Consider the following 26,888-nt stretch of genomic DNA (forward strand, 5'->3'; position numbering starts at 1 on the left):
ACGGTGCACAGGAGACAGACCGGCGGATCAGACGATGCGCCGGGTCCAGTACTCCTTGTACGAGCCGACGAAGTAGCCGGCGGTCTTCTTCGAAAAGTCGCCCTGCTTGAACAGCGACGGCTTCACATAAGCCTTCTTCTGCAGCTTCATGACACCTTCCCTTCTGTACGGTTGACGACCGTTATGCCCAAACAACCTCTGCATAACTGACGTTACTCATGCGACTGGTGTTCACCACGTGAACACCCAGAGCCATCATGTCCCGCTGCTGAACCGGTACGCATGATTCCGACTTACCGTGCGAAGTTGGCTGGATAGCACGAGCGGCGAGATCCGGAGCGGGCCGCTCCGGGAGGTCTCCACCGGGGCCGGGACACCGGACGGCCGCCATGTGCAGTCGCACACCACCGTGGCACGGAGGGGCAGTGGACCGAACCAATGGCCGGCTGCGGTCACCGGACCGGGCAGTGAGCTGCCAAGAGAGGGAGCGGCCTGCGGGCGAACCGGCGAACCAGCCGGAACGGGCCACCGGGCGGCCTCACGTCCGCATTACCTCAGGAACCCGCGGGCGCGCCACCGCCATCGGCATCACCGGACCGACACGTGCTGCCGCACGGGCAAGGGCACGGCAAGTAGCCATTCGGCCACGCCGGCCGCGCGCAGCCACCCCGTGGCTACCGCCGGCGCGGCCGACAGCCGGCCCAGGCCGCCGTGCCCGCGCCCAGCAGCAGCAGCAGCAGCAGCAGCAGGATCATGCCGTAGCCGACGACCGTCGGGGAGTGGGCGTACCACCCTCCGCCGTCGAACACCTGGGTCGCGGTGATGGTTTCGGGGTCGGCCCGGCCGTCGTGGCCGGGAACGCCACAGGGGCGGCACCTCCGTGAAGGAGGTACCGCCCCTGTGGGACGCACTGCGACGTACTGGGACGTACGCAGAACTTCGATCGGCAGGCCGATCAGAAGTCCATGTCACCGCCCGGCATGCCGCCCGGAGCGGCCGCGCCGGCCTTCTCGGGCTTGTCGGCGATGACGGCCTCGGTCGTGAGGAAGAGCGCGGCGATGGACGCGGCGTTCTGCAGAGCGGAGCGCGTGACCTTCGCCGGGTCGATGATGCCCTCGGCGATCATGTCGACGTACTCACCGGTCGCGGCGTTGAGGCCGTGACCGATCGGCAGGTTGCGGACCTTCTCCACGACGACGCCACCCTCGAGACCACCGTTGACGGCGATCTGCTTGAGCGGGGCCTCCAGCGCGAGCTTCACGGCGTTGGCGCCGGTCGCCTCGTCGCCCGTGAGGTCGAGCTTCTCGAAGACGGCCGAGGCCTGGAGCAGAGCCACGCCACCACCGGCGACGATGCCCTCCTCGACGGCGGCCTTGGCGTTGCGCACCGCGTCCTCGATGCGGTGCTTGCGCTCCTTGAGCTCCACCTCGGTGGCGGCGCCGGCCTTGATGACGGCCACGCCGCCGGCCAGCTTCGCGAGGCGCTCCTGGAGCTTCTCGCGGTCGTAGTCCGAGTCGGAGTTCTCGATCTCGGCGCGGATCTGCTTGACGCGACCCTGAACCTGGTCGCTGTCACCGGCACCGTCGACGATCGTCGTCTCGTCCTTGGTGATGACGACCTTGCGGGCACGGCCGAGCAGGTCCAGGCCGGCGTTCTCCAGCTTGAGACCGACCTCCTCGGAGATCACGGTGCCACCGGTGAGGATGGCGATGTCCGCGAGCATGGCCTTGCGGCGGTCGCCGAAGCCCGGAGCCTTGACGGCGACGGACTTGAACGTGCCCTTGATCTTGTTGACGACCAGGGTGGAGAGCGCCTCGCCCTCGACGTCCTCGGCGATGATCAGCAGGGGCTTGCCCGACTGCATGACCTTCTCCAGCAGCGGGATGAGGTCCTTGACGCTGCCGATCTTCGAGTTGACGATCAGGATGTACGGGTCGTCGAGCGACGCCTCCATACGCTCCATGTCGGTCGCGAAGTACGCCGAGATGTAGCCCTTGTCGAAGCGCATACCCTCGGTGAGCTCGAGCTCCAGACCGAAGGTCTGGGACTCCTCGACGGTGATGACGCCTTCCTTGCCGACCTTGTCCATCGCCTCGGCGATCTTGGCGCCGATCTCGGTGTCGGCGGCGGAGATGGAGGCGGTCGAAGCGATCTGCTCCTTGGTCTCCACGTCCTTGGCCTGCTCCAGCAGAGCGGCGGAGACGGCCTCGACGGCCTTCTCGATGCCCCGCTTGAGGGCCATCGGGTTGGCGCCTGCGGCGACGTTGCGCAGACCCTCGCGGACGAGAGCCTGAGCCAGAACGGTGGCGGTGGTCGTACCGTCGCCGGCGACGTCGTCCGTCTTCTTGGCGACCTCCTTGACCAGCTCCGCACCGATCTTCTCGTACGGGTCCTCGAGCTCGATCTCCTTGGCGATGGAAACACCATCGTTGGTGATCGTGGGCGCGCCCCACTTCTTCTCGAGGACGACGTTACGGCCCTTGGGGCCGAGGGTGACCTTGACGGCGTCGGCGAGCTGGTTCATCCCGCGCTCGAGACCGCGCCGTGCCTCCTCGTCGAACGCGATGATCTTGGCCATGTGAAGTGGTCCTCCCGGACAGGGGTGGATTCTCCGGACCGAGAGGCGCCCGCGACGGACGGCCTGCCTGCGTGGTGGTTCCTTGCCCCACCGCGCCTGCGGGCCTCACCGGCCCGGTCCAAGTTTCTGTCACTCTCACCTGGAGAGTGCTAACGCCAATGATTAGCACTCGACCCCTGCGAGTGCAAGCGTCCCTCGTCGGATGTGGACCGGATGTGGACAGCGGCGGGCCTCCGCGCCGGGCGCGCGGGCGCCCGGTTCCGGGGGCGTGGACAGCGGCCGGCCTCCGCGCCGGTAGCGCGGGCGCCCCCGGAACGCACGTAGGGCCCGATCCCCTGATCCGGGGTCCGGGCCCTGCGTGCGTGAGTGGTGTCGTCGGTCGACCGCGCCGAGCTCAGCCGACGGCGAGCTTGACCATGTCGGCCTGGGGCCCCTTCTGGCCCTGCGAGATCTCGAATTCAACTCGCTGACCCTCTTCGAGGGTGCGGTACCCGTCCATCTGGATCGCGCTGTAGTGGACGAAAACATCCGCACCACCGTCGACCGCGATGAAGCCGTACCCCTTCTCCGCGTTGAACCACTTGACGGTGCCCTGAGCCATGCCTAACTCCCCTATTACTGGCCCTTGCACGGGACCGCACTTCGCGGACCCGGGTCGGAACTCACCCCCCGACAGGAGAGGGTGTGCGGCGCCGCAGCGCGTCGACCGCGGCTGAATGTATCCGCCCAACTGCCCTCTGCAACAGGTCAATCGGACGAGAATTCTGGGCACAGAGGAACACGCGAATATGCGGGTTTGCTGAGATTTGCGGGCAAGTCGGGCCAGGCAAAGGGCACTTATGCCACAAGCGGCTCACGTACTTTGGCTGCTTCTTATCGGGGCCGGGCGCATTCTCATATGCGGGCGGCACGGGCAGCGGATGGGGCTTCCCCAACTGTACCGTGCTCAACCATGCAGAATTGCCCCCTCCGCTTCTCTCGCGGAGGGGGCAACCGTGGTCACACAGAGGTGCGGTGGGGCCGCCGTCGGAGCGGCCCGGGGCGGTTCAGCAGCCGCCGGCGACCGCGGGGATGATCGAGACGCCCGCGCCGTCCGGCGTGGCCGCGTCCAGGCCGCCCTCGAAGCGCACGTCGTCGTCGTTGACGTACACGTTCACGAAGCGGCGCAGCTTGCCCTGGTCGTCCAGGACGCGGGCCGCGATGCCGGGGTGGTCCTTCTCCAGGGACTCGATGACCTCGGAGAGCTTCGCGCCCTCCGCCGGGACCTCGGCCTGGCCGCCCGTGTACGTACGGAGGATGGTGGGGATGCGGACCTTGACGCTCATGGTGGATGCCCTTCTCTTCCTGCGGTCTGGGGTGGTCAGGCGGAGCCGAGGCCCGCGGCGCGGAAGGCGTCCAGGCTCGGTTTGATCGTCGCCGTGGCCTGCGAGGTCGCGGAGACCGCGTCGAGCGTCTTCAGGCCGTCGCCGGTGTTCACCACGACGGTGGTGAGCGACGGGTCGATGACGCCGGCCTCGATCAGCTTCTTGGCCACGCCGAGCGTCACGCCGCCCGCCGTCTCGCCGAAGATGCCCTCGGTCCGCGCCAGCAGCTTGATCGCGTCGACGACCTGCTCGTCGGTGACGTCCTCCACCGCGCCGCCGGTGCGGCGGGCGATGTCCAGGACGTACGGGCCGTCCGCCGGGTTGCCGATCGCCAGCGACTTGGCGATGGTGTCCGGCTTCTGGGGCCGTACGACGTCGTGACCGGCCTTGAAGGCGGCGGAGACCGGGGAGCAGCCCTCGGCCTGGGCGCCGAAGATTTTGTACGGCCTGTCCTCGACGAGGCCGAGCCTGATCAGCTCCTGGAAGCCCTTGTCGATCTTCGTGAGCTGGGAGCCGGACGCGATCGGGATGACGATCTGGTCGGGCAGCCGCCAGCCGAGCTGCTCGCAGATCTCGTACGCCAGGGTCTTGGAGCCCTCGCCGTAGTAGGGGCGGAGGTTGACGTTGACGAAGCCCCAGCCCTCGCCGAGCGGGTCGCCGATGAGCTCGGAGCAGAAGCGGTTGACGTCGTCGTAGTTGCCCTCGATGCCGACCAGCTCACCGCCGTACACCGCGGCCATGACGACCTTGCCCTGCTCCAGGTCGTGCGGGATGAAGACGCAGGAGCGGAGTCCGGCGCGGGCGGCGGCGGCGCCGACGGCTCCGGCCAGGTTGCCCGTGGAGGAGCAGGAGAGGGTGGTGAATCCGAAGGCGCGGGCGGCCTCGACGGCGATCGCGACGACGCGGTCCTTGAAGGAGTGCGTCGGGTTGCCGGAGTCGTCCTTCACGTACAGGCCGCCGGTGACGCCCAGCTCACGGGCGAGGTTGTCGGCCTTGACCAGCTTGGTGAAGCCGGGGTTGATGTTGGGCTTCTCCGCGACGTCGGCGGGCACCGGCAGCAGCGGGGCGTAGCGCCAGATGTTGTCCGGGCCGGCCTCGATGCGCTTGCGCAGCTCCTCCGGGGAGCCGGTGGGCAGGTCGTAGGCCACTTCCAGCGGCCCGAAACAGGACGCACAGGCGAAAAGGGGGCCGAGCTCGAAACGCTCGCCGCACTCGCGGCAGGAAAGCGCCGCGGCGGGACCGAGATCGACGGCCGGGGCGGAAGAAGTGGTGCTACCTGCAACGGTCTGAACAGCCATGATGGCGGAGGTCCCTTTCTCCTCATCTTCCCTGCGACGCATTTCGCCGCAAGACGGAATTGGCACCTTCCCCACCGTGACCTCGCGGTCGGCAGGAGGGTTGCCGGGACTTCAACGGGCCGTTCCCTCAGTCCCTCTGGATGAGCTCTATGGCGCTGGATCTTCGATCCAGGCGTTTATGTGCGGTCCGACCCCGACATGCGACGGCCATACGCGTTGTTCAAGACTGTAACCGAAGCACCGGACCGTCGAGATGGCCGTCCGAACCGCGAGATGGATCACACACAGGGAGTGCCGACCGTGCTCGAAGAGGTGGAACGCTGGCTGACCAGGCGTTCCTGGTCGTCCGGCGACCGCCCGCTGAACCGGCTCATCGAAGCCCGGGACGCCGACCCGCACCGCACGTCGGTGAGCGTCGTACTGCCCGCGCTGAACGAGGAGGCCACGGTCGGGGCGATCGTGGCGACAATCCGCCGCGAGCTGATGGAGAAGGTCCGGCTGGTCGACGAGCTCGTGGTGATCGACTCCGGCTCCACCGACGCCACCGCCACCGTGGCCCGGGCGGCGGGCGCCCGGGTGGTCCACCGGGACGCGATCCTGCCCCGGATCCCGGCCCTGCCCGGCAAGGGCGAGGTGCTGTGGCGGTCGCTCCTGGTGACCGGCGGCGAGATCGTCTGCTTCGTCGACGCCGACCTGAAGGACTTCTCCGCGGACTTCGTCTCGGGCACGGTCGGACCCCTGCTCACCGACCCGGCCGTCCAGTTCGTCAAGGCGATGTACGACCGTCCGCTCGGCGACACCGCAGGTCAGGGCGGCCGCGTCACCGAACTGGTGGCACGCCCGCTGCTCAATCTGCACTGGCCGCAGCTGGCCGGCTTCGTGCAGCCGCTGGGCGGCGAGTACGCGGTGCGGCGGTCCCTGCTGGAGCGGCTGCCGTTCCCGGTCGGTTACGGAGTGGAGCTCGGCCTGCTGGTCGACGCGCTGCACACCGTGGGCCTGGACGCACTGGGCCAGGTCGACGTCGGCGTGCGCAGACACCGCCACCAGGACGGGCAGGCGCTGGGCCGGATGGCGGCGGCGATCTACCGCACGGCGCAGCTGCGGCTCTCCCGGGGCCATCTGGTGCGGCCCGCGCTGACCCAGTTCGAGCGCGGCGAGGAAGGCTTCGTGCCCCGCACCCACGCGGTGGACACGGAGGAGAGGCCGCCGATGCGGGAGATCGCGGAGTACGCGGAGCGCAACGCGGCATAGGGGCGTCGGCGGCGCGAGGCCGCCCGGGAGACGTGTGAGGGCATCGCCCCGCGGCGCAAGGCCCAGGAGACGTGTGAGGGCATCGCCCGCGGCGCAAGGCCCAGGAGACGTGTGAGGGCATCGCCCGCGGCACGAGGCCCGGGAGGCGTTTGACGGCTTCCCGAACGGGCTAGGTTCCGCTACATGGTCTCCGAGCACGCCGAACCCGAACCCGCCACCACCACCGCCACCGCCCAGGTCCTCGTCGCGTCCAACCGCGGCCCGGTCTCGTACGCACTCGGCGAGGACGGGACGCTCGACGCCAAACGCGGCGGGGGCGGTCTCGTCTCCGGGCTGAGCGCCGTCGACGACAAGCTGTGGGTCTGCGCGGCCCTCGGCGACGGCGACCGCGAGGCGGTGCGGCGCGGGGTCGGCGAGGCGGGCGTACGGATGCTCGACATCGACGCCGAGGTCCACGCCGACGCGTACAACGGCATCGCCAACTCGGTGCTGTGGTTCGTCCACCACCTGCTCTACCAGACGCCCTTCGAGCCGGTCTTCGACGCCGAGTTCCGCCGCCGGTGGGCCTCGTACGAGACGTACAACCGGGCCTTCGCCCGCGCGCTCGCCGAGGAGGCGGGCCCCGGGGCGTCGGTCCTGGTCCAGGACTACCACCTGGCCCTGGTCCCCGGGATGCTCCGTGAGCTGCGCCCGGACCTCAAGATCGGCCACTTCTCGCACACCCCGTGGGCGCCCGTCGACTACTTCCGGCTGCTGCCCGACGACATCGCCGAGCAGCTGCTGCGCGGCGTCCTCGGCGCGGACCGGGCCGCGTTCCTGACCCGCCGTTGGGCGGACGCGTTCATCGGCTGCTGTACGGAGATCCTCGGCGGGACGGGCCGGACGAGGATCGGGGTGCACGGCCTCGGGGCCGACGCCGGCTTCCTGCGCCGGCGCTCGCAGGAGCCGGACGTGGAGGAGCGGATGGCGGCGCTGCGGGAGGAGGTGGGCGAGGGCCGCAAGACCATCGTGCGGGTGGACCGCACCGAGCTGTCCAAGAACATCGTGCGCGGACTGCACGCCTACCGGGCCCTGCTGGACGCCCATCCGGAATGGCGCGAGCGCGTCGTGCACATCGCCTTCGCCTACCCCTCCCGGCAGGACCTGGCCGTCTACCGGGACTACACGGCGGCGGTGCAGACCCTGGCCACGGAGATCAACGGGGTTTACGGCACCGAGAGGTGGAAGCCCGTCGTCCTCCACGTCAAGGACGACTTCGCCCGCTCACTGGCCGCGTACCGGCTCGCGGACGTGGCCCTGGTCAACCCGATCCGCGACGGCATGAACCTGGTTGCCAAGGAGGTCCCCGTCGTCTCCGACCACGGCTGCGCGCTGGTGCTGTCGCGGGAGGCGGGGGCGTACGAGGAGCTGGGCGAGGACGCGATCGTGGTGAACCCGTACGACGTGACGGGCACGGCCGAGGCCCTGCACGAGGCGCTGACGATGAGCGGGGACGAGCGCTCCGGCCGCACGAAGCGGCTGGCCGAGGCGGCGACCGCGCTGCCGCCCCAGCAGTGGTTCCTGGACCAGCTGGAGGCGCTGCGGCAGGGGTGAGGGCTCGTGGGGCCGCGCGCGACGGACCGCGCGGCCCGGTGCCCCGCCGCCGTGGCCGTCCCGCCTACAGCCGCTCGGCCAGGGCCGCCAGGAAGTCCACCACCGCGGCCGGGCCCGGCACCGACAGGTCCGCGCGCTCGGCCAGTTCGGGCACCTCGGTGCTGCCGCTGCACACCAGGAGGCCGGGGATACCGTCCGGGCCCTCGGTCCGCAGCTTCTCCACCGCGGCGAACGCGGCGAGGTCCCCGAGGTCGTCGCCCGCGTAGATCACGGACTCGGCGTCCAGCTCGGCGACGAACGCGGCCAGCGCGACGCCCTTGTCCATGCCGGGCGGGCGCAACTCCAGGACCAGGCGGCCCGGTTCGACGATCAGCCCGTGCTTCGCCGCCAGCTCGCCGAGGGGCCCGCGCAGCGCCTCGAAGGCCGCCTGCGGGTCCTCGGCGCGCCGGGTGTGGACGGCGACGGCCTGGCCCTTCTCCTCGATCCAGGTGCCGTGCCAGGAGTCGGCCTCACGCAGGACGCGGGGGAGTTCGGCGCGCACCGCGGTGACGCCCGGGTGCGGGGCGGGGGCGTGGACGGTGCCGGTGACGGCGTCCCAGCGCTCGGCGCCGTAGTGCCCGAGCACGACGAGGTGCTCCAGGCCGGGGACGCCGGCGAAGCCTCCGTAACGCACCGCGACGCCCGCCGGCCGGCCGGTGATCACCGCGATGGCGGCGACCTTCGGCGCGAGCGCGGCGAGCGCGGTCACGGTGCCGGGGTGGGCACGGGCCTGCTCGGGGTCCGGGACGATGTCGGCGAGCGTGCCGTCGAAATCGAGGGCGACGACGGCACGGTCGGGCCGGGCGAGAACGGCGTCGAGCCCCTCGCGGCCGGCCGGGGTGGTCGGGTACGGCAGATGTGCGGAGTGGCTGCCCATGGGGCGAGCCTAAGCCCTGGACGGGTTGATCACGAGTGTGGATCACGAGCGTCGTGGGGCCGGCGCCGACTACTCACGGGTGCCCGGGAGTTCGACCGGCCGGGTCTGCAGCGCGAGCGAGGCCGGCAGGACGGCGGAGACGGCGGCCAGGAGCGCGGCGGCCGCGACGACGAGGCCGAGCCGGCGGAGGGCCGGTCCAACGCGTCCGTCGCCGAGGCCCTGCACGTCGGCGAGGGCACGGTCAGCAAGCACTTCGGGTCGGTCCTCACCAAGCTCGACCTCAACGTCTCGGACGCCACCAACCGCAGGGTGCTCGCGGTCCTGGCGTTCCTGCGCGGCTGACCCGCCACCGCACCCCGGCACACCTTCCCCGACCTGCCTCGCTTGACAGCCATTCCATCACGACACCATGATTCCATTAATTGACTAATGGAATCGAGGCGAGGCGCGTGGCAGACACGAGCACCCCGAACGCGACGTCCGGCAGCTGGGCACTGGAAGCCCGCGGCCTGGGCAAGCGCTACCGGCGCGGCTGGGCACTGCGCGACTGCTCCTTCCGGATCCCGGCCGGCCGCATCTGCGGTCTGGTCGGCCCGAACGGAGCCGGCAAGAGCACCCTGCTCGGACTGGCGACCCGGCAGGTGCAGCCGACGACCGGCGAACTGCGGGTCTTCGGCGTACCGGTCGACGACCCCGCCGTGATGCCCACATTCGCGTTCCTCGGGCAGGAGAAGCCGCTGTTCAAGCGGTTCACCGTGGCCGAGACCCTGCGCATGGGCGCCGAGCTGAACCCCGGCTGGGACGCGGTGGCGGCGGAGCGGATCGTCCGCTCGGGCAACGTCCCGCCGCACGCCCGGGTCGGCACGCTCTCCGGCGGCCAGCGCACCCGCGTGGCCTTCGCGCTCGCCTTCGGCAAGCGGCCCGACCTGCTGCTCCTGGACGAGCCGATGTCGGACCTCGACCCGCTGGCCCGCGACGAGATGAGCACCCTGCTGATGGCGGAGGCCGTCGAGCGCGGCACCACGGTGGTGATGTCCTCGCACATGCTGACCGAGCTGGAGGACATGTGCGACTACCTGCTGGTCGTCGCCGAGGGCCGGATCCGGATGGCTGGTGACGCCGACGCGCTCGTCCCGGCCCACGCGCTGGTCACCGGGGTGACCCGGGACGGCGCGCTGCCGCCCGAGCTCGACCTCCACACGGTCGTCGAGACCCGCCTCCAGGGACGGCAGTTCCAGGCGATGATCCGGCCGAAGGGCCCGCTCCCGACCGACTGGGAGACCGCCGAACCCTCCCTGGAGGAAGTCCTCCTCGCCCATCTCCGCTCCCCGGACGCACCCTCCCTCTACACCCAGGGCGCCCGCGTCGAGGCCGAAGGGACCCAGGCCGCATGAGCACCACCGTCACCGAGAAGCCCATCGAACCCGAAGCCGGCTCCCGCCGAGGCCTGTTGCACGGTCTGCCCTGGCTGGTCGTACGCCAGCACCGCACCGCGCTGGTCTGCGTCCTCGGCCTCACGCTGCTGTGCGCGCTCTGGATCGTGTACGAGCGCCACGAGCTGATCCAGCTGCTCGACGCGAGGGGCTGGCCCGAGAAGGACGCCGGCCAGCCGCTGGAGAACCACCGGGGCTACGAGTACATCACCTCCATCCTCGGCGGCCTCCCCCTGATCCTCGCCGTCTTCATCGGCGCCCCGCTGATCGCGGGCGACCAGGAGAACGGCACCGCGCAGCTCGTCACCACCCAGTCCGTCACCCGCCGCCAGTGGCTGATCGCCAAGCTGGCCCTGGCCTACACGCTCGCGCTGGTCTCCGGCCTGGTGCTCTCGGCCCTGTTCACCTGGTGGTGGAAGCCGTACCGCTCCGTCTTCCTCAGCGAGTGGATCGACGGCGTGATCTTCGACAACACCGGGCCCGTCCTGCCCGCGTTCCTCCTCTTCCTCACCGCGGCGGGCGTCACCATCGGCGTCCTGGTCCGCCGGGTGCTCCCGGCCATGGTGGTCACGTTCCTCTTCACGGCCATCACCACCATGTTCGTCTGGGACGAGGTGCGCGTACGCCTCGGCTCCACGCAGATGTTCACCTACCCGCTGGACGGCGAACTCCCGGACCGCTTCGCCGAGTCGTACGAGGTGGACCGCTGGGTCGGCAGTGCCGACGGGACCCTGTACGGCTGGGGCACCTGCGCCGAGGCGACCGAGAAGGCGCAGGACGCGTGCATCAGGGAGCACGGCATCGTCAACAGCGTCATCGAGTACCTCGACTACAGCCAGATGGCGGCGATGCAGTGGACCGCGGCGGGCCTCCTGCTCGCCGGAACGGCCCTGCTCACGGCCATCACCCTGTGGCGGGTTTCGCGCCGCCCGCTGTAGGTACGGCCCTCTCCCCCTACGTAAAGTGTCGGCAATCGAGCGGAAGGTGAAGTCCGTGGTCGTGTTCCGCATCGACCGGCGCGGTGGAGTGGCGACCTATCTCCAGATCGTCCGGCAGGTCGAGCAGGCGCTGCGCATGGGAGCGCTGGAGGAGGGCGACCGGCTGCCCACCGCGGCCCAGGTCGCCGCGACCACCAAGGTCAACCCGAACACCACGCTCAAGGCCTACCGCGAACTGGAGCGCATGGGCCTCGCCGAGGTACGCCAGGGGGCGGGCACGTTCATCACCCGCTCCCTCGCCCAGCCCCAGTCCGGCCCCGGCTCACCCCTGCGCTCCGCCCTCGCCGACTGGCTGGACCGGGCCCGCGCCGAAGGCCTCACCGGCCAGGACGTCACGGCCCTGTTCCACGCGGCGTTCGAGAACGCGTACCCGGGCGAGTCCCCGGGCTGACGGACCGCCCTGACAGGCCGCCCTGACGCACCGGGGATTCCCTCCGCTCGGGCGCGGTTGTAGCGGTGGCCGCTGCCGTGGGCGGGGCCGACGTCGTGCAGGATGCCGGACCCCCCTCGGGGGGGCCTCCACCTCCGCGTTGGAGCAGTCCCCGGGCCCGTCCGGGACCAGAACTGACGCAGTGTCCGCCCACGTACCGCTCGCGCGGCATCGGCCTCCGTCCACAGGTCGCGCCGCAGACCCCCTGGAAAATACCGCTGCCTCCTGGCCCACCAGGAGCGCGACACCGGTACCGAACCCGCACGGGTGCCGGTACCGGCCCCGCGACCGCACGGACACGTGGGTAGGCTCGTCCACGCTCATCACGGACCGGGGGAACGAGCATGGACCGTCTGCACCACGACGACCCTCCATGGGCAGGGCCGTACATCACCCTCGCCCGGCTCGCCCCGGAGTCCGATCAGGCCGTTCCGGAACGCCGCTTCATCGGCCGCAGCGCCGATGGCGACCGCACACTCCTCGTCCGCCTCCCGCTCCCCGGCGCGGACCCGGCCCGCTGGGCCACCGAGACGGAGGGCACCCGCCGGCTTTCGATGGCGGGGTTCCTCCCGGTCGAGGAGGCCGGCGTCACGGGGGACCTGCCCTGGTGCACGACACCGTACGTCCCCGCGCTTCCCCTGCCCGCAGCCCTGCGGGCCCACGGCGGCCCGCTGCCCGAGCCTGCCGTACGGGCACTGGCCACCGCCCTCGCCGGGACGCTGGTGACGGCCCACGCCCACGGCGTGACGCACGCCGGTCTGTCCCCGGCCGCCGTCCTGCTCACCACCGGGGGTCCCCTGACCGATAACGCGATGGTCGTCGGGAGCGACACTCTCCATGATCTTCCGGCCCGACCCCCGGCACTCCGGTTCCGGGCCGCTGCCGGTGACCGCCCCCGGCGGAGAATTCGACCGCCGCGGCGAAAGCAGACCAGGCCGGACGCACTGAGGGCGCGTCGCTCGACCGAGTAGGTAAGCCGTGCCCTGCGGTGGGGTAGCTTGCCTGTCGTGCTCGGCCCGAAAGTCGTGTCGCCAGGCACGTACACGCGGGCACGCTGGCGGGAAGGTCGCTTCCATGCGGGACAGTGAGAGGGACGGGCTGGGTGAGGCGCTGGCCGCGGCGGAGGCTGCGCCGCCGGTGGAGTCCGTCGACGTCATAGCCGCTTCGCTGCGAAGACAGCTGGGGGCCCGGTCGGTGTCGTTCCTGATCACCGACTTCACGGGCGCCTCCGTCGTCCGCCTGGGCAGCGCGGATGACATCGAACTGGATCGTTCCGCGGATCCGATCGCCGTCTCCGGCACCGTCTACGACGAGGTGATCCGGACCCAACGGCCGCATGTGGAGGCCGTAGAGGGCGGTACGTGGACGCGGGTGATCGCACCGGTCACCAATCGCGGGGACGCGCTCGGCCTGCTGGAGCTCCATCTGCCCCAGTACCCCGGGGCGGACACGCTGCTGAGAATCAGCCGGAGTGCCCACGCCCTGGCCTACATCATCATCGCGAACCGGCCCTTCACCGACCTGTACCAGTGGGGTCGGCGTACCTCCCCGCTGGGCCTGGCCGCCGAGATCCAGCACCGGCTGCTGCCGACGTCGCTGGCCTGCGAGGCGGCCCAGTTCGCGGTCGCCGGGGCCTTGGAGCCGGCCGAGCATGTCGGCGGCGACACCTTCGACTACGTCATAGACCGCGACTACGTCCAGCTGTCCGTCACCGACGCCATGGGGCACGACGTGGACGCCGCGCTCCTGGCCACTCTCCTCGTGGGAGCACTGCGCCGCGCCCGCAGGCAGGGTGCCGGCCTCGCCGAACAGGCGGAGAGCGCCGACCGGGCCGTGGCCGAGCACAGCGGCGGCCGCTACGTCACCGGACAACTGCTGCGGATCAGCCTGCACGACGGTCGAACCGAGTTCATCAACGCCGGCCACCCCTGGCCCCTGCGCCTGCGCGGCGGGAAGGTCGAGGAGATCACACCGGCCGTCGACATGCCCTTCGGCTTCATAGCACCGCACACCTACTCGGTCCAGGAGCTGGACTTGCGGGCCGGTGACCGGCTGGTCATGCTCACCGACGGAATGCTGGAGCGCAGCGCTGCGGACCTCGATCTGCCGGCCCTCATCGAGAGCACTCAGGACCTGCACCCGCGGGAGGCCGCCCGTGTCCTGATCGAGCACGTCGTCAGTACCCATGACGGGCGTCTGCACGACGACGCCACCGTGATGTGTCTGGACTGGTACGGCACCGGCTTCACCCGCCGCGACGCCGACCACGGCGCCGACGTCTCCGAAGCATCCCCGACGGTCGGACGGCACACCTCTCCCCCTGAGCCCGCTGGGCCTGGTGGCTGAAGTTGCCCGGCCGAACTCATCCCCGCAACGGAGTGCGCCGAGCTCGAGGACCGACCCGACACGGAGGGTAAGCCGACTCGTCTCCCCCCGACCAGGCGGCCACAGGGGGGAGGAATCTTGGCTGCCGTGCCACTCGGAGGGCGGTTCCGCGCCTTCGAGTGACCGGGCCCCAGCGCCGTCCCGCCCGGAGCGGCACCGCGGAAGAGCAGGCTGATGTCCGACGAATACAATCGGCCTCATGTCGAAGCATGACGCGCTGCTTGTTGACGTTGCCGCCCTGGTGGAGTCCGGGCGCAGCAATCAGATGCCTCTGACCGTGGTCGCCGGTGGTGCCGTCATCACGGGCCGGCTGGCACCCGAAGCCGTCTGGAGACAGCGGGTGTCGGAGGTCCTGGCGGACTCGGCCCTCCTGAGCGACTTCTCCGCCATGTTCACCACCGCCGCGCCCGAGGACGGGCCGCCCACGCATCTGCACTTTCACGTGGCGCGGATCCTGCAGGGCACGGTGGGGATCCCGGAGACTGGCGGGATGTACCGGGTCGCGATCGAGGACGTCAGCGCCTGGACGATGGGCGACTTCAGCTACTCCGATCACTGAGGCACTGCCGAGCCGGACTGCTCCACACACGGTGAGGGTCCGACCGGATGCTCCGGACGGACCCTCACCACTGTTCACCGGCGGCTCACGCCCGCCCGTCGCTCAGGCGGTCACAGGGGCGCCGAGCATCGCGGAAGCCTGCTGCAACGGGTTGAGAACCCGAGTGGGTACGGGGGCCGGGGCCAGGTCGCGGCAGGTGAAGCCGAGCTGGGTCATGGCCCGCAGGACTTCTCCCGCGCTGAAGTCGCGGCGGTCCTGGCGTGTGATGACCTGTCCGACCTGTTTGACGGGGTAGGTGCGTCGGCCGATGATCACGGACTCGCCGGATGCCTGCTCGGGCTTGATGCCCTTCATCGATTCCAGGACGCCGCTCCTGGTCAGGTCGAACGGGAAGCGGGCGATGACACAGCGCATGATGCCTCACAGGGAGAGGAACGAAGAGGGAGTGGTTCTGCCGCGGGCGGGACGGCTCAGCGGGCGAGGGCGAGGACGCCCAGGGCACTGCCGTGTTCGTCGACCACGGGCAGGGCTTCGACGTGGCTGTAGCGCATCATGTGCCCGGCTTCGGCCATGGTGGCAACCGGTGAGGTGAAGGGCCCGCGGTCGCCGGGGTTGTCCCGCAGCCGGACCCTGTCCGTGTACGCGGAGCCGTCGCGAACTGCCGTGAGCTGAGCGTGGGTGACCAGTCCGGTGCACCGGCCGGTGTCGTCGCAGACGAGCAGATACCCGGTGCGGGCACTGGCCATGACGGACAGGGCGACCTCGACGGTCATGTCGTCACAGACCTGTGGCCCGGCGGTGTCCATGGTGTCGGCCACCGTCCTGCCTGCGGCAGTGGCTTTCGTCGTGCGGGGCTGCATCTGGACGAGCGTCAAAAGGTGCCTCCTGCAGTGGTGGGTGAGTTTCCGGAGCACGGAACTCTCAAGCCGCCGCGTCGAAGGAGGACTGGTGCGCGCTCACGCGCCGGGCCGCGGAGGCGGGGCTGCGCCTGCCGCGTGAGGATGCGCCACGGCTGCGCTCACGCCGCGCGGCCACCGGCGCGGTGATCGTCACGGGAATGCCGGAGGGGGTCTGGGCGCCGGTGATGCGGCCGAGTGCCTCTTCGCCGGAGCGGACCTGGGTGGTCTGGGGCACGATGCCGGCGGCGGTCATGAGGCGGGTCATGTCGCGGCGCTGGTTGGGGGTGACGAGGGTGACGACGCTGCCGGACTCCCCTGCGCGTGCGGTGCGGCCGCCGCGGTGGAGGTAGTCCTTGTGGTCGGTCGGCGGGTCGACGTTGACGACGAGGTCGAGGTTGTCGACGTGGATGCCGCGTGCGGCGACGTTCGTGGCCACGAGCACGGTGACATGCCCGCTCTTGAACTGGGTCAGGGTCCGGGTTCGCTGCGACTGCGCCTTCCCGCCGTGCAGAGCCGCGGCCCGCACCCCGCTGGCCAGCAGGTGGTCGGTGAGCTTGTCCACAGCCCGCTTGGTGTCCAGGAACATGATCACCCGGCCTTCGCGCGCCGCGATCTCGGTCGTCGCCCGGTGCTTGTCGGTGCCGTGGACGTGCAGGACGTGGTGCTCCATCGTCGTCACCGCGCCTGCGGAGGGGTCGACGGAGTGGACGACCGGGTCGCTGAGGTAGCGGCGGACCAAACGGTCGACGTTACGGTCCAGGGTGGCGGAGAACAGCATCCGCTGCCCCTCGGGGCGTACCTGGTCCAGAAGTTCGGTGACCTGGGGCATGAAGCCCATGTCAGCCATCTGGTCGGCCTCGTCCAGAACGGTGATCGCGACCTGGTCGAGCCGGCAGTCGCCACGGTCGATGAGGTCCTTGAGCCGGCCCGGCGTCGCCACGACGACCTCGGCACCACCGCGCAGTGCGCTGGCCTGCCTCCCGATCGACATGCCGCCGACGACGGTGGCCATGCGCAGCCTCACCGAGCGGGCGTAGGGAGCCAGGGCGTCGGTCACCTGCTGGGCCAGCTCACGCGTCGGCACGAGGACCAGGGCCAGCGGCTGACGGGGCTCGGCACGCTGACCGGCGGTGCGGGCCAGCAGGGCCAGGCCGAAGGCGAGGGTCTTGCCGGAGCCGGTGCGTCCGCGTCCCAGGGCGTCGCGGCCCGCGAGGGTGTTGGGCAGGGTCGCCCCCTGGATCGGGAACGGAACGCTCACCCCCTGCGCGGTCAGCGCCGCCAGCAGCTGGCCCGGCATGTCGAGGTCGGCGAACGCCTCGACGGCGGGCAGCGCGGGAGTGACCGTGACCGGCAGCGCGAACTCGCCCTGGACCGCGACGGGCCGCCGCCCATGGCCACCCGAGCGGCCCGAACCGCCGGAGCGGGCCGGCGCAGCGGAACGGGTCGGGGCGGTCGGGTTGAAGCGGCTACCGCCCCGGCCGAAGTCGGCGGCACGGCTGCGGGAAGTGCGATTGTTCGTACGTGTGGGGTTCATTCAGAACCTTCCTTGATACGGCACGTATCAAGGAATTCTCGCAGCGGAAGAACAGCGCGGGGAATCACAAGAACGGGCCGAGTGGGATGCGAAATCAAATGAGACCTGCGAGTTATCCCGGAGCGGGCGGCAGGCCATGGAATGAGCGACGCCATTGGGGCGAAAAATCCAGTTCCACCGATGGGTGGGACTCGGAAGGAGTGGGCAGCGAGAGGACTCCGGGGCGGATGTTCTGCCCCAGGTGGCACCGCCCCGGGACAATACCCGGAGCTGGGGCCCGCACCCCGAAGGATGCGGGCCCCAGCTACGAAGTGCGCGTCAGCGTCAGGCGGGAACGATGTTCTCGGCAGTCGGGCCCTTCTGGCCCGGTGCGATGTCGAAGGTGACCTTCTGGCCTTCGAGCAGCTCGCGGAAGCCCTGGGCGGCTATGTTCGAGAAGTGGGCGAACACGTCAGGGCCGCCACCGTCCTGCTCGATGAAGCCGAAACCCTTGGCCGCGTTGAACCACTTCACAGTGCCTGACGTCATGTCATGTCTCCTTCGGGGCAGGTACGTCGGGATCCGTGATGCACGGATGCCGCGTCGCCGCGATGATGCCCCGCCCGGAGGGAATCCGGAAATAAAATGAAGCTTCCACTGGTTCGAACAACACCCAGTCAGAAGCTTGAAGTTCTGGGAACCACAACTGCAACCGAGATCGACAGTAGCATGTCGTAATGGTCCGCGTACGGTGAAAAATTCCACTCACTTTGCTGCGGCAAAAACACTCCCGGCGCGGCGTATTGAACCCTCACGCCGTGGCCATAGATATCGGCCCACCCCGAGCACAGCGTTGCGGACGCGCGGCGCTTCAGGCCGAGGCCGGCATGCTGAGCGGCTTGGTGTCTCGGTGGTGTTCGGCGTTGATGCGCTGGGCTTCCTCGAGTTGGTCCTCAAGGATGACGATGCGGCAGGCGGCCTCGATCGGGGTGCCGCCGTCGACGAGTTCGCGGGCGCGGGCGGCGATGCGGAGCTGGTAGCGGGAGTAGCGGCGATGCCCGCCCGCGGAGCGCAGGGGCGTGATGAGACGGGCTTCGCCGATGGCGCGGAGGAACCCTTGTGTGGTGTTGAGCATCTCGGCTGCCCGGCCCATGGTGTAGGCGGGGTAGTCGTCGTCGTCGAGGCGGCCGAACGAGTCGTCTGCTGTCATCTGTACCTTCCTGTGGAACACGCGTTGGAGGGGCCCTGGTGCCATTGGCACCAGGGCCCCGAAGGAACTGCTACACCATCAGCCGACCTTGATCGGCTACGCCGGCTCTGTGTTTCCGCATACCTGCCGGGAAGAGGTCCGGGGGCTGCGGGGATCGCGGTTGCTTGACCGGAGACCACCTCACTGACGATGTCCTGCGGTACCCGGGCCCAGCACTTCCGCCCGGGCGATCCTGATGGCGCTCAACTCCTCCGTTCCATCCCTCTGGACAAACCACTTCCGTACTCCTGGTGGCCTCTCACAGCGCCACTTCGGCAGCCAGCCCCGTCGCCCGTCCTGCGTCTTCTCCGGCTTGGAACCCCACTGCCGAACTTCCCGGTACGCGCGCCGCAGCCTGACGCCATTTACCGAGGGACCACTGGTACTGCGGACTGCACTTGCATCCTGCGATTCTGCTCACGGCAGCCCCTGAAGACTGCGGGCCACCCGGTCCGGTCGCCAGCCCCGTCGCCATCCTGCGAGAACCCTGGCTTCGGAACTCCACCACCGCACCGACCTGCGCACTGCAACTGCTGATTTGCGCTGCCCGGCAGTTCATCTCTGCCAGACCTTGCTGTCTTTCTTGGATACGAGAGAAACCATAACCACCCCGCATCTCAATGTCTACCTCGGCCAGCACAGATTTTCAGACTTCAGCGAGAAGGGCTCTCTGCCTGGGCCAGCGGCGGAGCGCGGATGGGTCCTCCCAGCCAAGACCCTTGCACCGACCAGAGCCGCTACCCGCAGCCACCCTCTCCGGCTGCGCCGCCGAGCGGACGGACAGCCGGCCACGCGGCCGCGGCTTGACCGGCTCCACCAGAGCGGCGAGCGGATGACCGCTCTCCGCTCCACCGTCACCCTGTGCTCCGCGGGGCTGAGCGACTTCGCCGCGCTTTCGAGCCCTGCACCGACGTGGACACCTCCGGCCTGAGCAGGCTGCGTCGCGGGGCACAGCTTCACGACCTCCACCGGGCTCATGGGCGTCACCGGCAATCATGCGCTCATGCCAGGAAGGCTCACGCGAGACCCTTCAAGAGGCCCGGGGGAAAGGGCTTGTCGCCGATGCGGGACCGTCGCCGCCAGGCGAGCCCCCCACGCCCCCGACGTCGGTTGGGCCTTCCGGAGCCGAGTAGACCGGCTGGCCGTGGGGAACGATCAGAGCTTCCGAACCGGCATCTCCGCTCGCCTACCCGCAAGGATCGCCAATGCTCCCTGAGGTTCGTCCCCACCTGTCCACCCCTCTGACCGATCAGTTGGAACATCAGCTGGGCGCCGCTTCGGAAACCAGCCAGCTCGACGTGGAGCGCGTCGCAGGCATCGCAGTCGTCGCAGCTGCCCACTCCGCCGGCTACGCGGCAATCGGCCATCTCCTCGGACTGCTGGCCGCGCTCCCCGACCCCACCGAGGCAGGAGAACGCTTCTGGTCGGACCTGTGGAGGTCTTCGGGCACCGCCTACCTGCTGCCCGCCACTATCAAGGCCGGCGTACTCGAATCACTGACCGGCGAGGGAACCAGCCTGGCCCGACAGATTCTCTCGGCCGTCGACGAGATGACCCCGCCCCAACGCCTCGCAGCCGGAGAGGTGATCGGCCAAGCCCTCATCGAGTCCGACCACCTGCCCGACCTCAAGACACAGGTCATCGGCGAACTATGGCTCCGCGATCTCGAACTCACCGCCTGGCACGTCCTGCACGCCGACCGCAGGTCGGACGATCCCGTTGGGCGGAAGGCCTTCCTCGAAGCTTGGTCGAACGTCTGAAGGCAGGCTCTCGCCCACCGGGCCGGCCAATGGCACGCCCACGGCGGAGGGCCACCAGCTCATCTTTGAAACGTCCAGCGGTCAGGTCACGAAGAGACATTCGAACCCGAGACCTACGCGTTACCCGTGATGCACGGGCTTCGAGTTCACCCCGGCCCCCGCCCAGTCGCCGGCGTGGCCGCTCTCACCCGGAGCCGGGAGTCGTTGAAAGGCTCGCAGCCAGCAGCCTGTCGGCGTACGCCTGGTCCAACTCGTCGTCCGCGGGAAGGCCCAGCGCCCGTGCCGCGGCGGCGAAGTCCCACTCGGTGATCCGCTTGTCGGCGTCGACGCGGCCGAACGCGTCGGAACGCTCGAAGTCGACGAGAACCCCGCCGTCGAAGAGAGGCGCCCGGCACGAGCAGTCGTCCCGGCCGAGGTACAGGGTGCCCGGTGCACCGGACGGCATCCAGCGCCAGGATCTCACCGAACGTCACCCCGTCACGGCACCTGACCTCGGCCGCGGCCACCAGCGAGTAGTCCCGCACGGAACCGACCAGCGCCCCGGTGACCGTGAGTGTGCCCAGGACGAGAACCATCGCCTGGTCCTCCAGCACCAGGTCCCCCTCCACGACCACGTCGCCGGTGGCGACGCGGAGGCTGCCCTCGGGGACGGTGACCCGCCCGGAGAGCCGCAGCGATCCGGGAGCCGCGAAGGCGTCGGCCAGCACCCGCAGGCCCGCCCACCGGTACTGGTCGGCTCCCTCGAGCCAGTCCCACAGCGTGTCGGCGTCAAGGTGGCCGGGCGGGCAGGCCATCCTCCGGTCGAGTTCCTCCACGTCGACGTCGAAGTCGGCGGCGTTCTCGACGAACAGCGGATCCGTCGTCAGCGCCGGTCGCACCCGCTCGTACGCCGACCCGATCCGCCGGGCGTCGAGCGGCAGTCCGCCCGACGGCCAGTCCCCGGTCACCGATGCTCCCGCCATGCGTACCCTTCCTTGCCGGTGCGCTGTGTGTGGAGGGCTGATTCAGGCATCGTCACCCTCTCCGGCGCTGACGGCAGTCAGCGCCGGGCTCGGGCTCCGTCCTGCTCGTCCGGCACCCGGTAGCTGCTCCAGAGTGCGTCGAAGATGCTGCGTACTGCGCGTCTCTGATGTTCTGTCAATACGACGCCCTTCTCGTGCGGTACACGAAGCTCGGTGGGCCGGCCCTGGACCGCCTGCGCGACGAACTCCCCCACGTCCGACTGGAATTGTGAATCGACGACGAAGTCACGTGTGCGACTCAGTGGTTCTACGATGTCGGTGCCGGTGCTCCCGGCATCGGCAAGCGAACGGCCGTACGGCAGCAGGTCGGCTGCCTACGATGCGCGCATGCCCGCACTTCAGGAGCCACACGTCAAGCAGTTGCTGCGGCCGCTGATGCGGACGCGCACCGTGTTGGAGCCCGCCCCCGCCCGCCCGCCCGCCCGAGGCACGCATGCGTGGACACCGCCGACGGCAGGCCGTCCCTCCGCCCGTTCCTGCGCGGCCCCACGTGACACGGGAGGTCGTCGCCACCCGGTTCGGCGGGCTTCCGACGATGGAGGAGGGCGAGACCTGGCCCCTGTGCGACGGCTGTGCCGACGACCTCACGTTCGTCGCGCAGGTCGACCACGCGCGCGACGGCCTGCACGACACGCTCCCCATCGGGTTCTTCACCTTCTTCTACTGCTGGAACTGCCACCCGTGGGGACGGGATCGTGACCGCGGCGGATGGCTCGTGCGCTCCTACACCGCCCTGCGGCGCCCCAAGGTTCTCGTCCACGGCGCCGGGCCCGACTTCGTCGAACACCACGCGGTGCCACGCCTGGAGAAGTCGCTGCCCGACAGGGTGGGAATGCACCTGCACTGCCCCGAACTCTGGGCCCTTGTGCCGGGCGACAGCGGTTCCCACGAGGCGTGGGCGAACTGGGATGTCGTCGACCGTGCCGCGCTCGATCTGACACAGCATCACCCTCAACGGCCGCACGATGCCGACCTGTCGCTCGACCCGGTCCTTGCCCTGCGGCCGGTAGGCGGCCAGCACGTCGATGTCGAAGTCGTAGTGCCCGGCGAAAGCGACCGCCTCCGGATGCAGCGGAACCGCCTCACCTGGAGCAACGTGCCGCCGCGCGACCGTCTTGGTGCGGTCGTAGACGATGCCCATCGGCACGCCGCCGAAGTGCGCGAACGCCTGACGATGGCAGTCGAAGAGCGTCGCCAGGTCCTGGCTGGTGGTGAAGCAGCAGAACGGGACGCGCGAGTAGGACAGCGTCATGTGAAACGAGTGGACCTTCGGAATGCCGACATGGGCGAGGACCTTGCCCTCATCCCCCCAGTCGACCTGGGCCTGAGCACCCGGAACGACCTCGAACCGACGGTGCAGACCCGCCAGTTCGCCTGGGCTGATACCCCGTTCCTCCGCGATCCGGGGCCGGGCTTCCTGCAGGTAGAGCTTCACCCGTTGATAGTTGATCGTGACGCCGTGCTCCTGGGCCAAGCGCTCGTGGATCACTCTTCCTTCGAGCACGATCTCGGACCTGAGCACTGCGTCGATCAGCGGCGCGACCTCGTCCACCACCCGCCGAGGCCGCTGATCTGCTGCCTCTCTCTTCGGCCGCGCGAGCGAGGCTGGGTCCTTCAGGTACTTGCCGACCGTCCGGCGGTTCAGCCCGGTCTCCTTCGCGATCTCCCGCAGGCTCATCGCACCGGACTCGTACAGCGGACGAAACCGCCTCAACTACAGCCAGCGATGTGGATCCAGGAACACCGTCAGCCGCCTCTCTGCCACCCCGAACCGACAGCAGCAGACTCACGGCCGACACCCCGTCACCGCATCAAGAATGGTGCACGTCCCTCCGTACGAGGTGGTGCACGTTCACTTGTACGCCGACGCTGCCGAACAGCCCGCTTCGTGAAAGCGCGAGGTAACGCCCAATCAGAGCGCTTTCTCGGGTGCCGGCAGAGTTGGTGCCCCCTTCGTGTTCCTGAAGTTGATCGACGATGACTATGATCGCCAGTTCGTAATCATCAGTGGAAGAAACGGGGGAGTTGGCGCATGTCCAGGTGGCGTATGGGTGTGGCGGTGATCGCCGTGGGGACCCTCCTCACCGGTTGCGGATCCGGTGATTCGGAAGGCGGGAGCTCGGCTGCCGGCGGGGTGGGCACGGGCGCCTCGCCGTCGACGCCTGCCGCTGAGAAGTTCGCCGCCGACTCCGGCACTCGATACGTGGGCGTCAAGGAACCGGAAACCCTTGAGGGGCTCGTGTGTGACGAAGGCGACGGAGGTTTCCGCTTCGGAGGCGGCCTCGACATGCACGTCACCGGGGACGAGGGCCTGAAGGATCTCCAAGGTGCCAGAGAGGACGTCGCCGACAAGGTCTCGTGCTTCGGCAGCCCGCGGATCACCCTGCGCAAGGGCACGAGGTCGGCGTCCGCACCGGTCTTCACCGCCAGGACGAATCTGTACGAGGAGATCACGGACCCCGCCGCCTCACTGAAGACGATCTTCGAGCGTTCCGTGAGTCTCTCGAAAAGCTACGGCCGCAACTTCACGGGCGAACCGCAAGAGGTCACGAGCAGTGACCTACTCGTCAAGTGCCAGCAGAACGTGAGCGACACCTTTCCGATGACTACGTGTTTCTGGGCCAACTACGGGGCGGCCGGAGAACTCGACTTCTTCCCGCCGGACGGCCAGGCCGTGCCAGTCCAGTCGGCAGTCCAGTTGACGAAGGATTTCGTCGCGGCCGTGCTCAAGCCGAAGGCCGGGTCCTGACGAACCGTTGGGACGGGACCGGCACCGTGGATCGCTGCCCCCTGCTCTGAACCGTTCCGGGTTCCGGTCGAGCTCGGCCGCGAAGAAGGCCGCCGCAGCCTTCAAGATGTCGTTCGCCCGCTTCAGCTCGGCGTTCTCCTTCTTCAGCGCCTTGAGCCGGGCGGACTCCTGCGTCGTCGTCCCCGGCCGCTGTCCGGCGTCGATCTCGTGCTGCTTCACCCAGTTCCGCAGCGTCTCTCGGGAACCGATGTCCAGCTTTTCGGCAACGGACTGCAGTGCTGCCGTCTCGGTCGGGTGGTCGCCGCGGACCTCGGCGAACATGCGCACCGCGCGACGGCGCAGCTCAAGCGGGTAACGGGAAGGTTGTGCCATGACTCAATCCTTCACGGAATCAAGTCTCTACCTGACCCGGAACGGTTCAACCCGTGCCACCCCGTGACGCAGCGCCCAAAGGCGTCTGTCCACCGACTGTCCACCGACGGGGCTGCTTGGCCAGCCGCCTCTCGCCATCCTGTCGCTTCTGATGCGACCCACGACAGGGGCGGAGCCTGACATTGGGACGACTGTCCATCTTCCACGAGGAGTGACCGCGCGGCATGTCGCCATGAACGCCACAGCCTCCGTCCATGAGGGGGACCCCGACCGAAACGATATCGTGATCGCCGCCACGGCAGAACTGCACCAGCGGACGGTCCTCCACTACGACGGCGGCTTCGACATGATCGCCTCCCTCACCGGCCAACCCACCGAATGGGTCGTCCCGCCCGGCAGCGCCGACCGTTGAGCAGGTCGAGCCGCCCGCCCAATCTCGCAGGGTGGGTACATCCCCGGCGGTAGCGCGGTGCCCGGACGGTCAAGCTCGGGGGCGAAGACGGTCGCCGGTGATGACTTTCCGCGCCGGTGGCAACGCCCTGGCGGTCACCCCGGGGCCACGAGCCGGTTGCCGGTCAGTCGTCCTCGCCTCGATCCTACGAACCCGACGGCACCGCCAGACCGTAACCGTGGATGAGCCCCGAACGAGAGGTCCCGGCCCATCCCCGCCATACGAGCCGCAGCGCGAGCGGTAGTCTGCACAGCCGTGAGCGAGTACCAATACTACGAGTTCCAGGCCATCGAACGGCCGTTGACCAAGGACGAACTGGAGCAGGTGCGGGGGCTGTCGAGCCGGGCCACGATCAGCGCGACGCACTTCGTCAACGAGTACCACTACGGCGACTTCCGCGGCGATGAGCGCAAACTGATGGAGCAGCTGTACGACGCCCACCTGTACTTCGCCAACTGGGGATCACGGCGCCTGATGCTGCGCCTGCCCACCGCCCTGCTGCCCGCCCGCAGCGCCGCACCGTACTGCGCGGAAGACGCCTTGACCCGCTGGACCAGGAAAGGGCACCTGCTGCTCGACTTCTCCTACCAGGCCGAGGACGGCGGCGAATGGGACTTCGAGACCTCCTTCACCCTCGCCTCGTTCACCACCTTGCGTGCCGAACTCGCCGCAGGCGACCTGCGCCCCCTCTATCTGGCCTGGCTCTCCGCACTCACCCGCTGGGAGTTGGAGGAGGACGTCGACGAGGACGAGTACACCTCCACCCTCGAACCGCCCGTACCCGCCGGCCTCGCCCACCTCACCGGCCCGCAACAGACCCTGGCGGACTTCCTTCACGTCGACCCGCATCTGCTCACCGCGGCTGCCCGCGCCAGCGGTACCGCCCCTTCCCAGGCGATCGACAAGGACGCGCTCATCGCCTGGATCCGCGCCCTGCCACCACACGAGAAGGACAGCCTGCTGCTGGACGCTGCCCTGGGCACCGCCCCACAACCGGGCCCCGCCCTGCTGGCCCGCCACCGCACCGTGTCCCACGGCACAGCCCAACCGTCCGCCGCTGCCCGGCACCGCTCAGCCGCGGAACTCCTCGACGCCGCCCACGAGGTGCGCACCGAGCACACCCGACAGCAGGAACAGGCCCGCGCCCAGACCCGCCGAGCCGAACAGCGGGCTCGCGAGAGCCACCTGGACCGCCTGGCCGAGAACACCCAGCAAGCCTGGCAGGACATCGCCCACCTGATCGGGAAGAAACAACCCGGCCTCTACGACACCGCCGTCACCCTCCTGAAGGATCTCCGCGAGGTCCACGACCGGGCCGGCACCCCCGAGGAGTTCGCCCGGCGCCTCCATGACCTGCGCGAACGGCACCGCGGCAAACCCTCACTGATGCGCCGCCTCACCGACGCCGGCCTGACCGCCCGCTGAGCCACGCTCAGATGCGGTCGCGCGGCCCTTCGGCCCCTCGGCCAGGACGCGGAGCGCCGCGAGGGCAGCAAAGCGGCCTGTGGCGGACAGGGAGATCGGGGCGTCGGCGGACCGGTCCCGCTCGTCGAGGTAGCCGAGTTCGCGGCCGAGGTGCCAGAACCTCCACAGCAGCCGCTCGGTGTCCTTCACTTCCATCACGGTACCGTCATCGTGGGTCAAACTCGCAGCCAGCACCGGATGGACGGCATCGCACAGGTCCCCGCGGAGCCGGGGCTCCGCCCACGGCGCGCCCAAGGCGCACTCGGCCACCTGCCGCTCCGCCACGGTGGTGCCGAGCCAGGCCAGCGCGGCCGTATGCTGACGCAGCTGGTGATCCGCCAGCTGCACGCCGCCGGCCACCGAAAGCTTGAGCGTGCGATGGCGCTTGGTCACCAGCCGCTGAGTGCATCCGAGTTCGTGCAGGTCAGCCAGCTGGAACAGGTCCGTCTCCGAGCGCGGCCCTTTGCCGATCGGGTACCAGTGCGAATAGCGGGCGAACGCGGCAGCCACCACCTCCCGTGGCAGGCAGCCGGCCTGGATCAGGGTGACACCGCCGCCGATCTGCTCCAGCAGCCACCGCAGCGGCTCCGCCGTGTCCACGCGT

At 69.6% G+C, this 26,888-nt stretch carries 25 protein-coding genes, 5 pseudogenes and 1 riboswitch; of the genes and pseudogenes, 14 read left to right on the forward strand and 16 right to left on the reverse strand.

Translation table 11 applies throughout. The features are described 5' to 3' along the window. Window positions 1-27: 27 nt before the first annotated feature. The 6 genes from IG90_RS43740 to thrC form a co-directional block, all read right to left on the reverse strand. Entirely contained in the window at window positions 28-150 is a 123-nt protein-coding gene (locus IG90_RS43740) for a keywimysin-related RiPP (protein ID WP_106972961.1), read from the reverse strand. 524 nt (window positions 151-674) lie between these two features. After that, the gene (locus tag IG90_RS46710) at window positions 675-809 is read right to left on the reverse strand and encodes a hypothetical protein (RefSeq protein ID WP_267958694.1); all 135 of its coding nucleotides are present in this window, start codon (window positions 807-809) and stop codon (window positions 675-677) included. 146 nt (window positions 810-955) lie between these two features. Continuing rightward, on the reverse strand, window positions 956-2,578 hold the full coding sequence (gene groL, locus IG90_RS0124005) for a chaperonin GroEL (protein WP_030588178.1): 1,623 nt from the start codon (window positions 2,576-2,578) through the stop codon (window positions 956-958). A gap of 394 nt (window positions 2,579-2,972) precedes the next feature. Further along, window positions 2,973-3,179, reverse strand: coding sequence for a cold-shock protein (locus IG90_RS0124010; RefSeq protein ID WP_003967346.1), 207 nt, complete (start codon window positions 3,177-3,179; stop codon window positions 2,973-2,975). Between the two features lie 445 nt (window positions 3,180-3,624). Next, window positions 3,625-3,903, reverse strand: a complete 279-nt coding sequence (locus tag IG90_RS0124015; protein ID WP_003967347.1) for a MoaD/ThiS family protein — start codon at window positions 3,901-3,903, stop codon at window positions 3,625-3,627. Between the two features lie 35 nt (window positions 3,904-3,938). Beyond that, window positions 3,939-5,240 carry a threonine synthase gene (gene thrC / locus IG90_RS0124020; RefSeq protein WP_030588181.1) on the reverse strand — a complete coding sequence of 434 codons (1,302 nt, stop codon included), beginning with the start codon at window positions 5,238-5,240 and terminating at the stop codon, window positions 3,939-3,941. A gap of 19 nt (window positions 5,241-5,259) precedes the next feature. Next, window positions 5,260-5,387, reverse strand: a riboswitch (SAM riboswitch). 153 nt (window positions 5,388-5,540) lie between these two features. Here thrC and IG90_RS0124025 point away from each other — a divergent pair. Together IG90_RS0124025 and IG90_RS0124030 are read left to right on the forward strand one after the other, a co-directional pair. Continuing rightward, entirely contained in the window at window positions 5,541-6,491 is a 951-nt protein-coding gene (locus IG90_RS0124025; protein ID WP_030588184.1) for a glucosyl-3-phosphoglycerate synthase, read from the forward strand. A 183-nt stretch (window positions 6,492-6,674) separates the two neighbouring features. Continuing rightward, a complete protein-coding gene (locus IG90_RS0124030; protein ID WP_030588187.1) occupies window positions 6,675-8,084 on the forward strand; it encodes an alpha,alpha-trehalose-phosphate synthase (UDP-forming) in 1,410 nt (469 codons plus the stop codon). A 64-nt stretch (window positions 8,085-8,148) separates the two neighbouring features. Here IG90_RS0124030 and otsB read toward each other — a convergent pair whose 3' ends face one another. Continuing rightward, window positions 8,149-9,000 carry a trehalose-phosphatase gene (gene otsB, locus IG90_RS0124035; RefSeq protein ID WP_030588190.1) on the reverse strand — a complete coding sequence of 284 codons (852 nt, stop codon included), beginning with the start codon at window positions 8,998-9,000 and terminating at the stop codon, window positions 8,149-8,151. 183 nt (window positions 9,001-9,183) lie between these two features. Here otsB and IG90_RS42345 point away from each other — a divergent pair. From IG90_RS42345 to IG90_RS0124070, 7 genes and pseudogenes are all read left to right on the forward strand, one after another. Next, window positions 9,184-9,342: pseudogene (locus IG90_RS42345) on the forward strand (LuxR C-terminal-related transcriptional regulator); the annotation flags it as partial. 107 nt (window positions 9,343-9,449) lie between these two features. Next, window positions 9,450-10,394, forward strand: coding sequence for an ABC transporter ATP-binding protein (locus IG90_RS0124045; RefSeq protein WP_030588196.1), 945 nt, complete (start codon window positions 9,450-9,452; stop codon window positions 10,392-10,394). Next, on the forward strand, window positions 10,391-11,371 hold the full coding sequence (locus tag IG90_RS0124050) for an ABC transporter permease (RefSeq protein ID WP_030588199.1): 981 nt from the start codon (window positions 10,391-10,393) through the stop codon (window positions 11,369-11,371). The genes IG90_RS0124045 and IG90_RS0124050 overlap by 4 nt, the downstream gene beginning before the upstream one ends. Before the next feature lie 46 nt (window positions 11,372-11,417). Further along, window positions 11,418-11,822 (forward strand): GntR family transcriptional regulator, encoded by a 405-nt coding sequence (locus IG90_RS0124055; RefSeq protein WP_030588202.1) that lies wholly within the window; start codon window positions 11,418-11,420, stop codon window positions 11,820-11,822. A gap of 383 nt (window positions 11,823-12,205) precedes the next feature. Next, the gene (locus IG90_RS0124060; protein ID WP_051860177.1) at window positions 12,206-12,832 is read left to right on the forward strand and encodes a protein kinase family protein; all 627 of its coding nucleotides are present in this window, start codon (window positions 12,206-12,208) and stop codon (window positions 12,830-12,832) included. Window positions 12,833-12,935: 103 nt separating this feature from the next. Then, window positions 12,936-14,207 (forward strand): PP2C family protein-serine/threonine phosphatase, encoded by a 1,272-nt coding sequence (locus IG90_RS0124065; RefSeq protein ID WP_030588208.1) that lies wholly within the window; start codon window positions 12,936-12,938, stop codon window positions 14,205-14,207. Window positions 14,208-14,445: 238 nt separating this feature from the next. Next, window positions 14,446-14,805 (forward strand): hypothetical protein, encoded by a 360-nt coding sequence (locus IG90_RS0124070; RefSeq protein ID WP_030588211.1) that lies wholly within the window; start codon window positions 14,446-14,448, stop codon window positions 14,803-14,805. Between the two features lie 102 nt (window positions 14,806-14,907). Here IG90_RS0124070 and IG90_RS0124075 read toward each other — a convergent pair whose 3' ends face one another. The 5 genes from IG90_RS0124075 to IG90_RS0124095 form a co-directional block, all read right to left on the reverse strand. After that, window positions 14,908-15,219, reverse strand: coding sequence for an SCO5918 family protein (locus IG90_RS0124075; RefSeq protein WP_030588214.1), 312 nt, complete (start codon window positions 15,217-15,219; stop codon window positions 14,908-14,910). 56 nt (window positions 15,220-15,275) lie between these two features. After that, window positions 15,276-15,680, reverse strand: a complete 405-nt coding sequence (locus tag IG90_RS46715; RefSeq protein WP_030588217.1) for a CBS domain-containing protein — start codon at window positions 15,678-15,680, stop codon at window positions 15,276-15,278. Window positions 15,681-15,726: 46 nt separating this feature from the next. Beyond that, window positions 15,727-17,238: a DEAD/DEAH box helicase gene (locus IG90_RS0124085; RefSeq protein WP_030588220.1), complete on the reverse strand. Its 1,512-nt coding sequence runs from the start codon at window positions 17,236-17,238 to the stop codon at window positions 15,727-15,729. A 324-nt stretch (window positions 17,239-17,562) separates the two neighbouring features. Continuing rightward, window positions 17,563-17,766, reverse strand: a complete 204-nt coding sequence (locus tag IG90_RS0124090) for a cold-shock protein (RefSeq protein WP_030588223.1) — start codon at window positions 17,764-17,766, stop codon at window positions 17,563-17,565. A gap of 322 nt (window positions 17,767-18,088) precedes the next feature. Further along, entirely contained in the window at window positions 18,089-18,427 is a 339-nt protein-coding gene (locus tag IG90_RS0124095) for a helix-turn-helix domain-containing protein (protein ID WP_030588226.1), read from the reverse strand. A 1,244-nt stretch (window positions 18,428-19,671) separates the two neighbouring features. Here IG90_RS0124095 and IG90_RS0124100 point away from each other — a divergent pair. Next, on the forward strand, window positions 19,672-20,226 hold the full coding sequence (locus tag IG90_RS0124100; RefSeq protein WP_030588229.1) for a hypothetical protein: 555 nt from the start codon (window positions 19,672-19,674) through the stop codon (window positions 20,224-20,226). 184 nt (window positions 20,227-20,410) lie between these two features. On the opposite strand, the gene IG90_RS0124105 is transcribed toward IG90_RS0124100, so the two are convergent. Continuing rightward, the gene (locus IG90_RS0124105; RefSeq protein WP_030588232.1) at window positions 20,411-20,671 is read right to left on the reverse strand and encodes a hypothetical protein; all 261 of its coding nucleotides are present in this window, start codon (window positions 20,669-20,671) and stop codon (window positions 20,411-20,413) included. Window positions 20,672-21,783: 1,112 nt separating this feature from the next. Here IG90_RS0124105 and IG90_RS47285 point away from each other — a divergent pair. Further along, window positions 21,784-21,933, forward strand: a pseudogene (locus tag IG90_RS47285) (hypothetical protein); the annotation flags it as partial. A 285-nt stretch (window positions 21,934-22,218) separates the two neighbouring features. Here IG90_RS47285 and istA read toward each other — a convergent pair. Further along, window positions 22,219-22,926 (reverse strand): annotated as a pseudogene (gene istA, locus IG90_RS47290) (IS21 family transposase); the annotation flags it as partial. A gap of 375 nt (window positions 22,927-23,301) precedes the next feature. Between istA and IG90_RS46100 the strand changes: the two are divergent. Then, on the forward strand, window positions 23,302-23,997 hold the full coding sequence (locus IG90_RS46100) for a hypothetical protein (RefSeq protein ID WP_241192957.1): 696 nt from the start codon (window positions 23,302-23,304) through the stop codon (window positions 23,995-23,997). A gap of 64 nt (window positions 23,998-24,061) precedes the next feature. Here the strand turns inward: IG90_RS46100 and IG90_RS46105 are convergent. Beyond that, window positions 24,062-24,369: pseudogene (locus IG90_RS46105) on the reverse strand (transposase); the annotation flags it as partial. 277 nt (window positions 24,370-24,646) lie between these two features. On the opposite strand from IG90_RS46105, the pseudogene IG90_RS39715 reads away from it, so the two are divergent. Beyond that, a pseudogene (locus IG90_RS39715) lies at window positions 24,647-24,781 on the forward strand (VapC toxin family PIN domain ribonuclease); the annotation flags it as partial. A 294-nt stretch (window positions 24,782-25,075) separates the two neighbouring features. Then, on the forward strand, window positions 25,076-26,245 hold the full coding sequence (locus IG90_RS0124130; protein ID WP_030588258.1) for a hypothetical protein: 1,170 nt from the start codon (window positions 25,076-25,078) through the stop codon (window positions 26,243-26,245). On the opposite strand, the gene IG90_RS0124135 is transcribed toward IG90_RS0124130, so the two are convergent. Continuing rightward, the gene (locus IG90_RS0124135) at window positions 26,201-26,884 is read right to left on the reverse strand and encodes a hypothetical protein (protein ID WP_030588261.1); all 684 of its coding nucleotides are present in this window, start codon (window positions 26,882-26,884) and stop codon (window positions 26,201-26,203) included. The genes IG90_RS0124130 and IG90_RS0124135 overlap by 45 nt on opposite strands. Window positions 26,885-26,888 lie beyond the last annotated feature (4 nt).

It is taken from the genome of Streptomyces anulatus (genome assembly GCF_000721175.1).
GTDB lineage: Bacteria > Actinomycetota > Actinomycetes > Streptomycetales > Streptomycetaceae > Streptomyces > Streptomyces anulatus_C.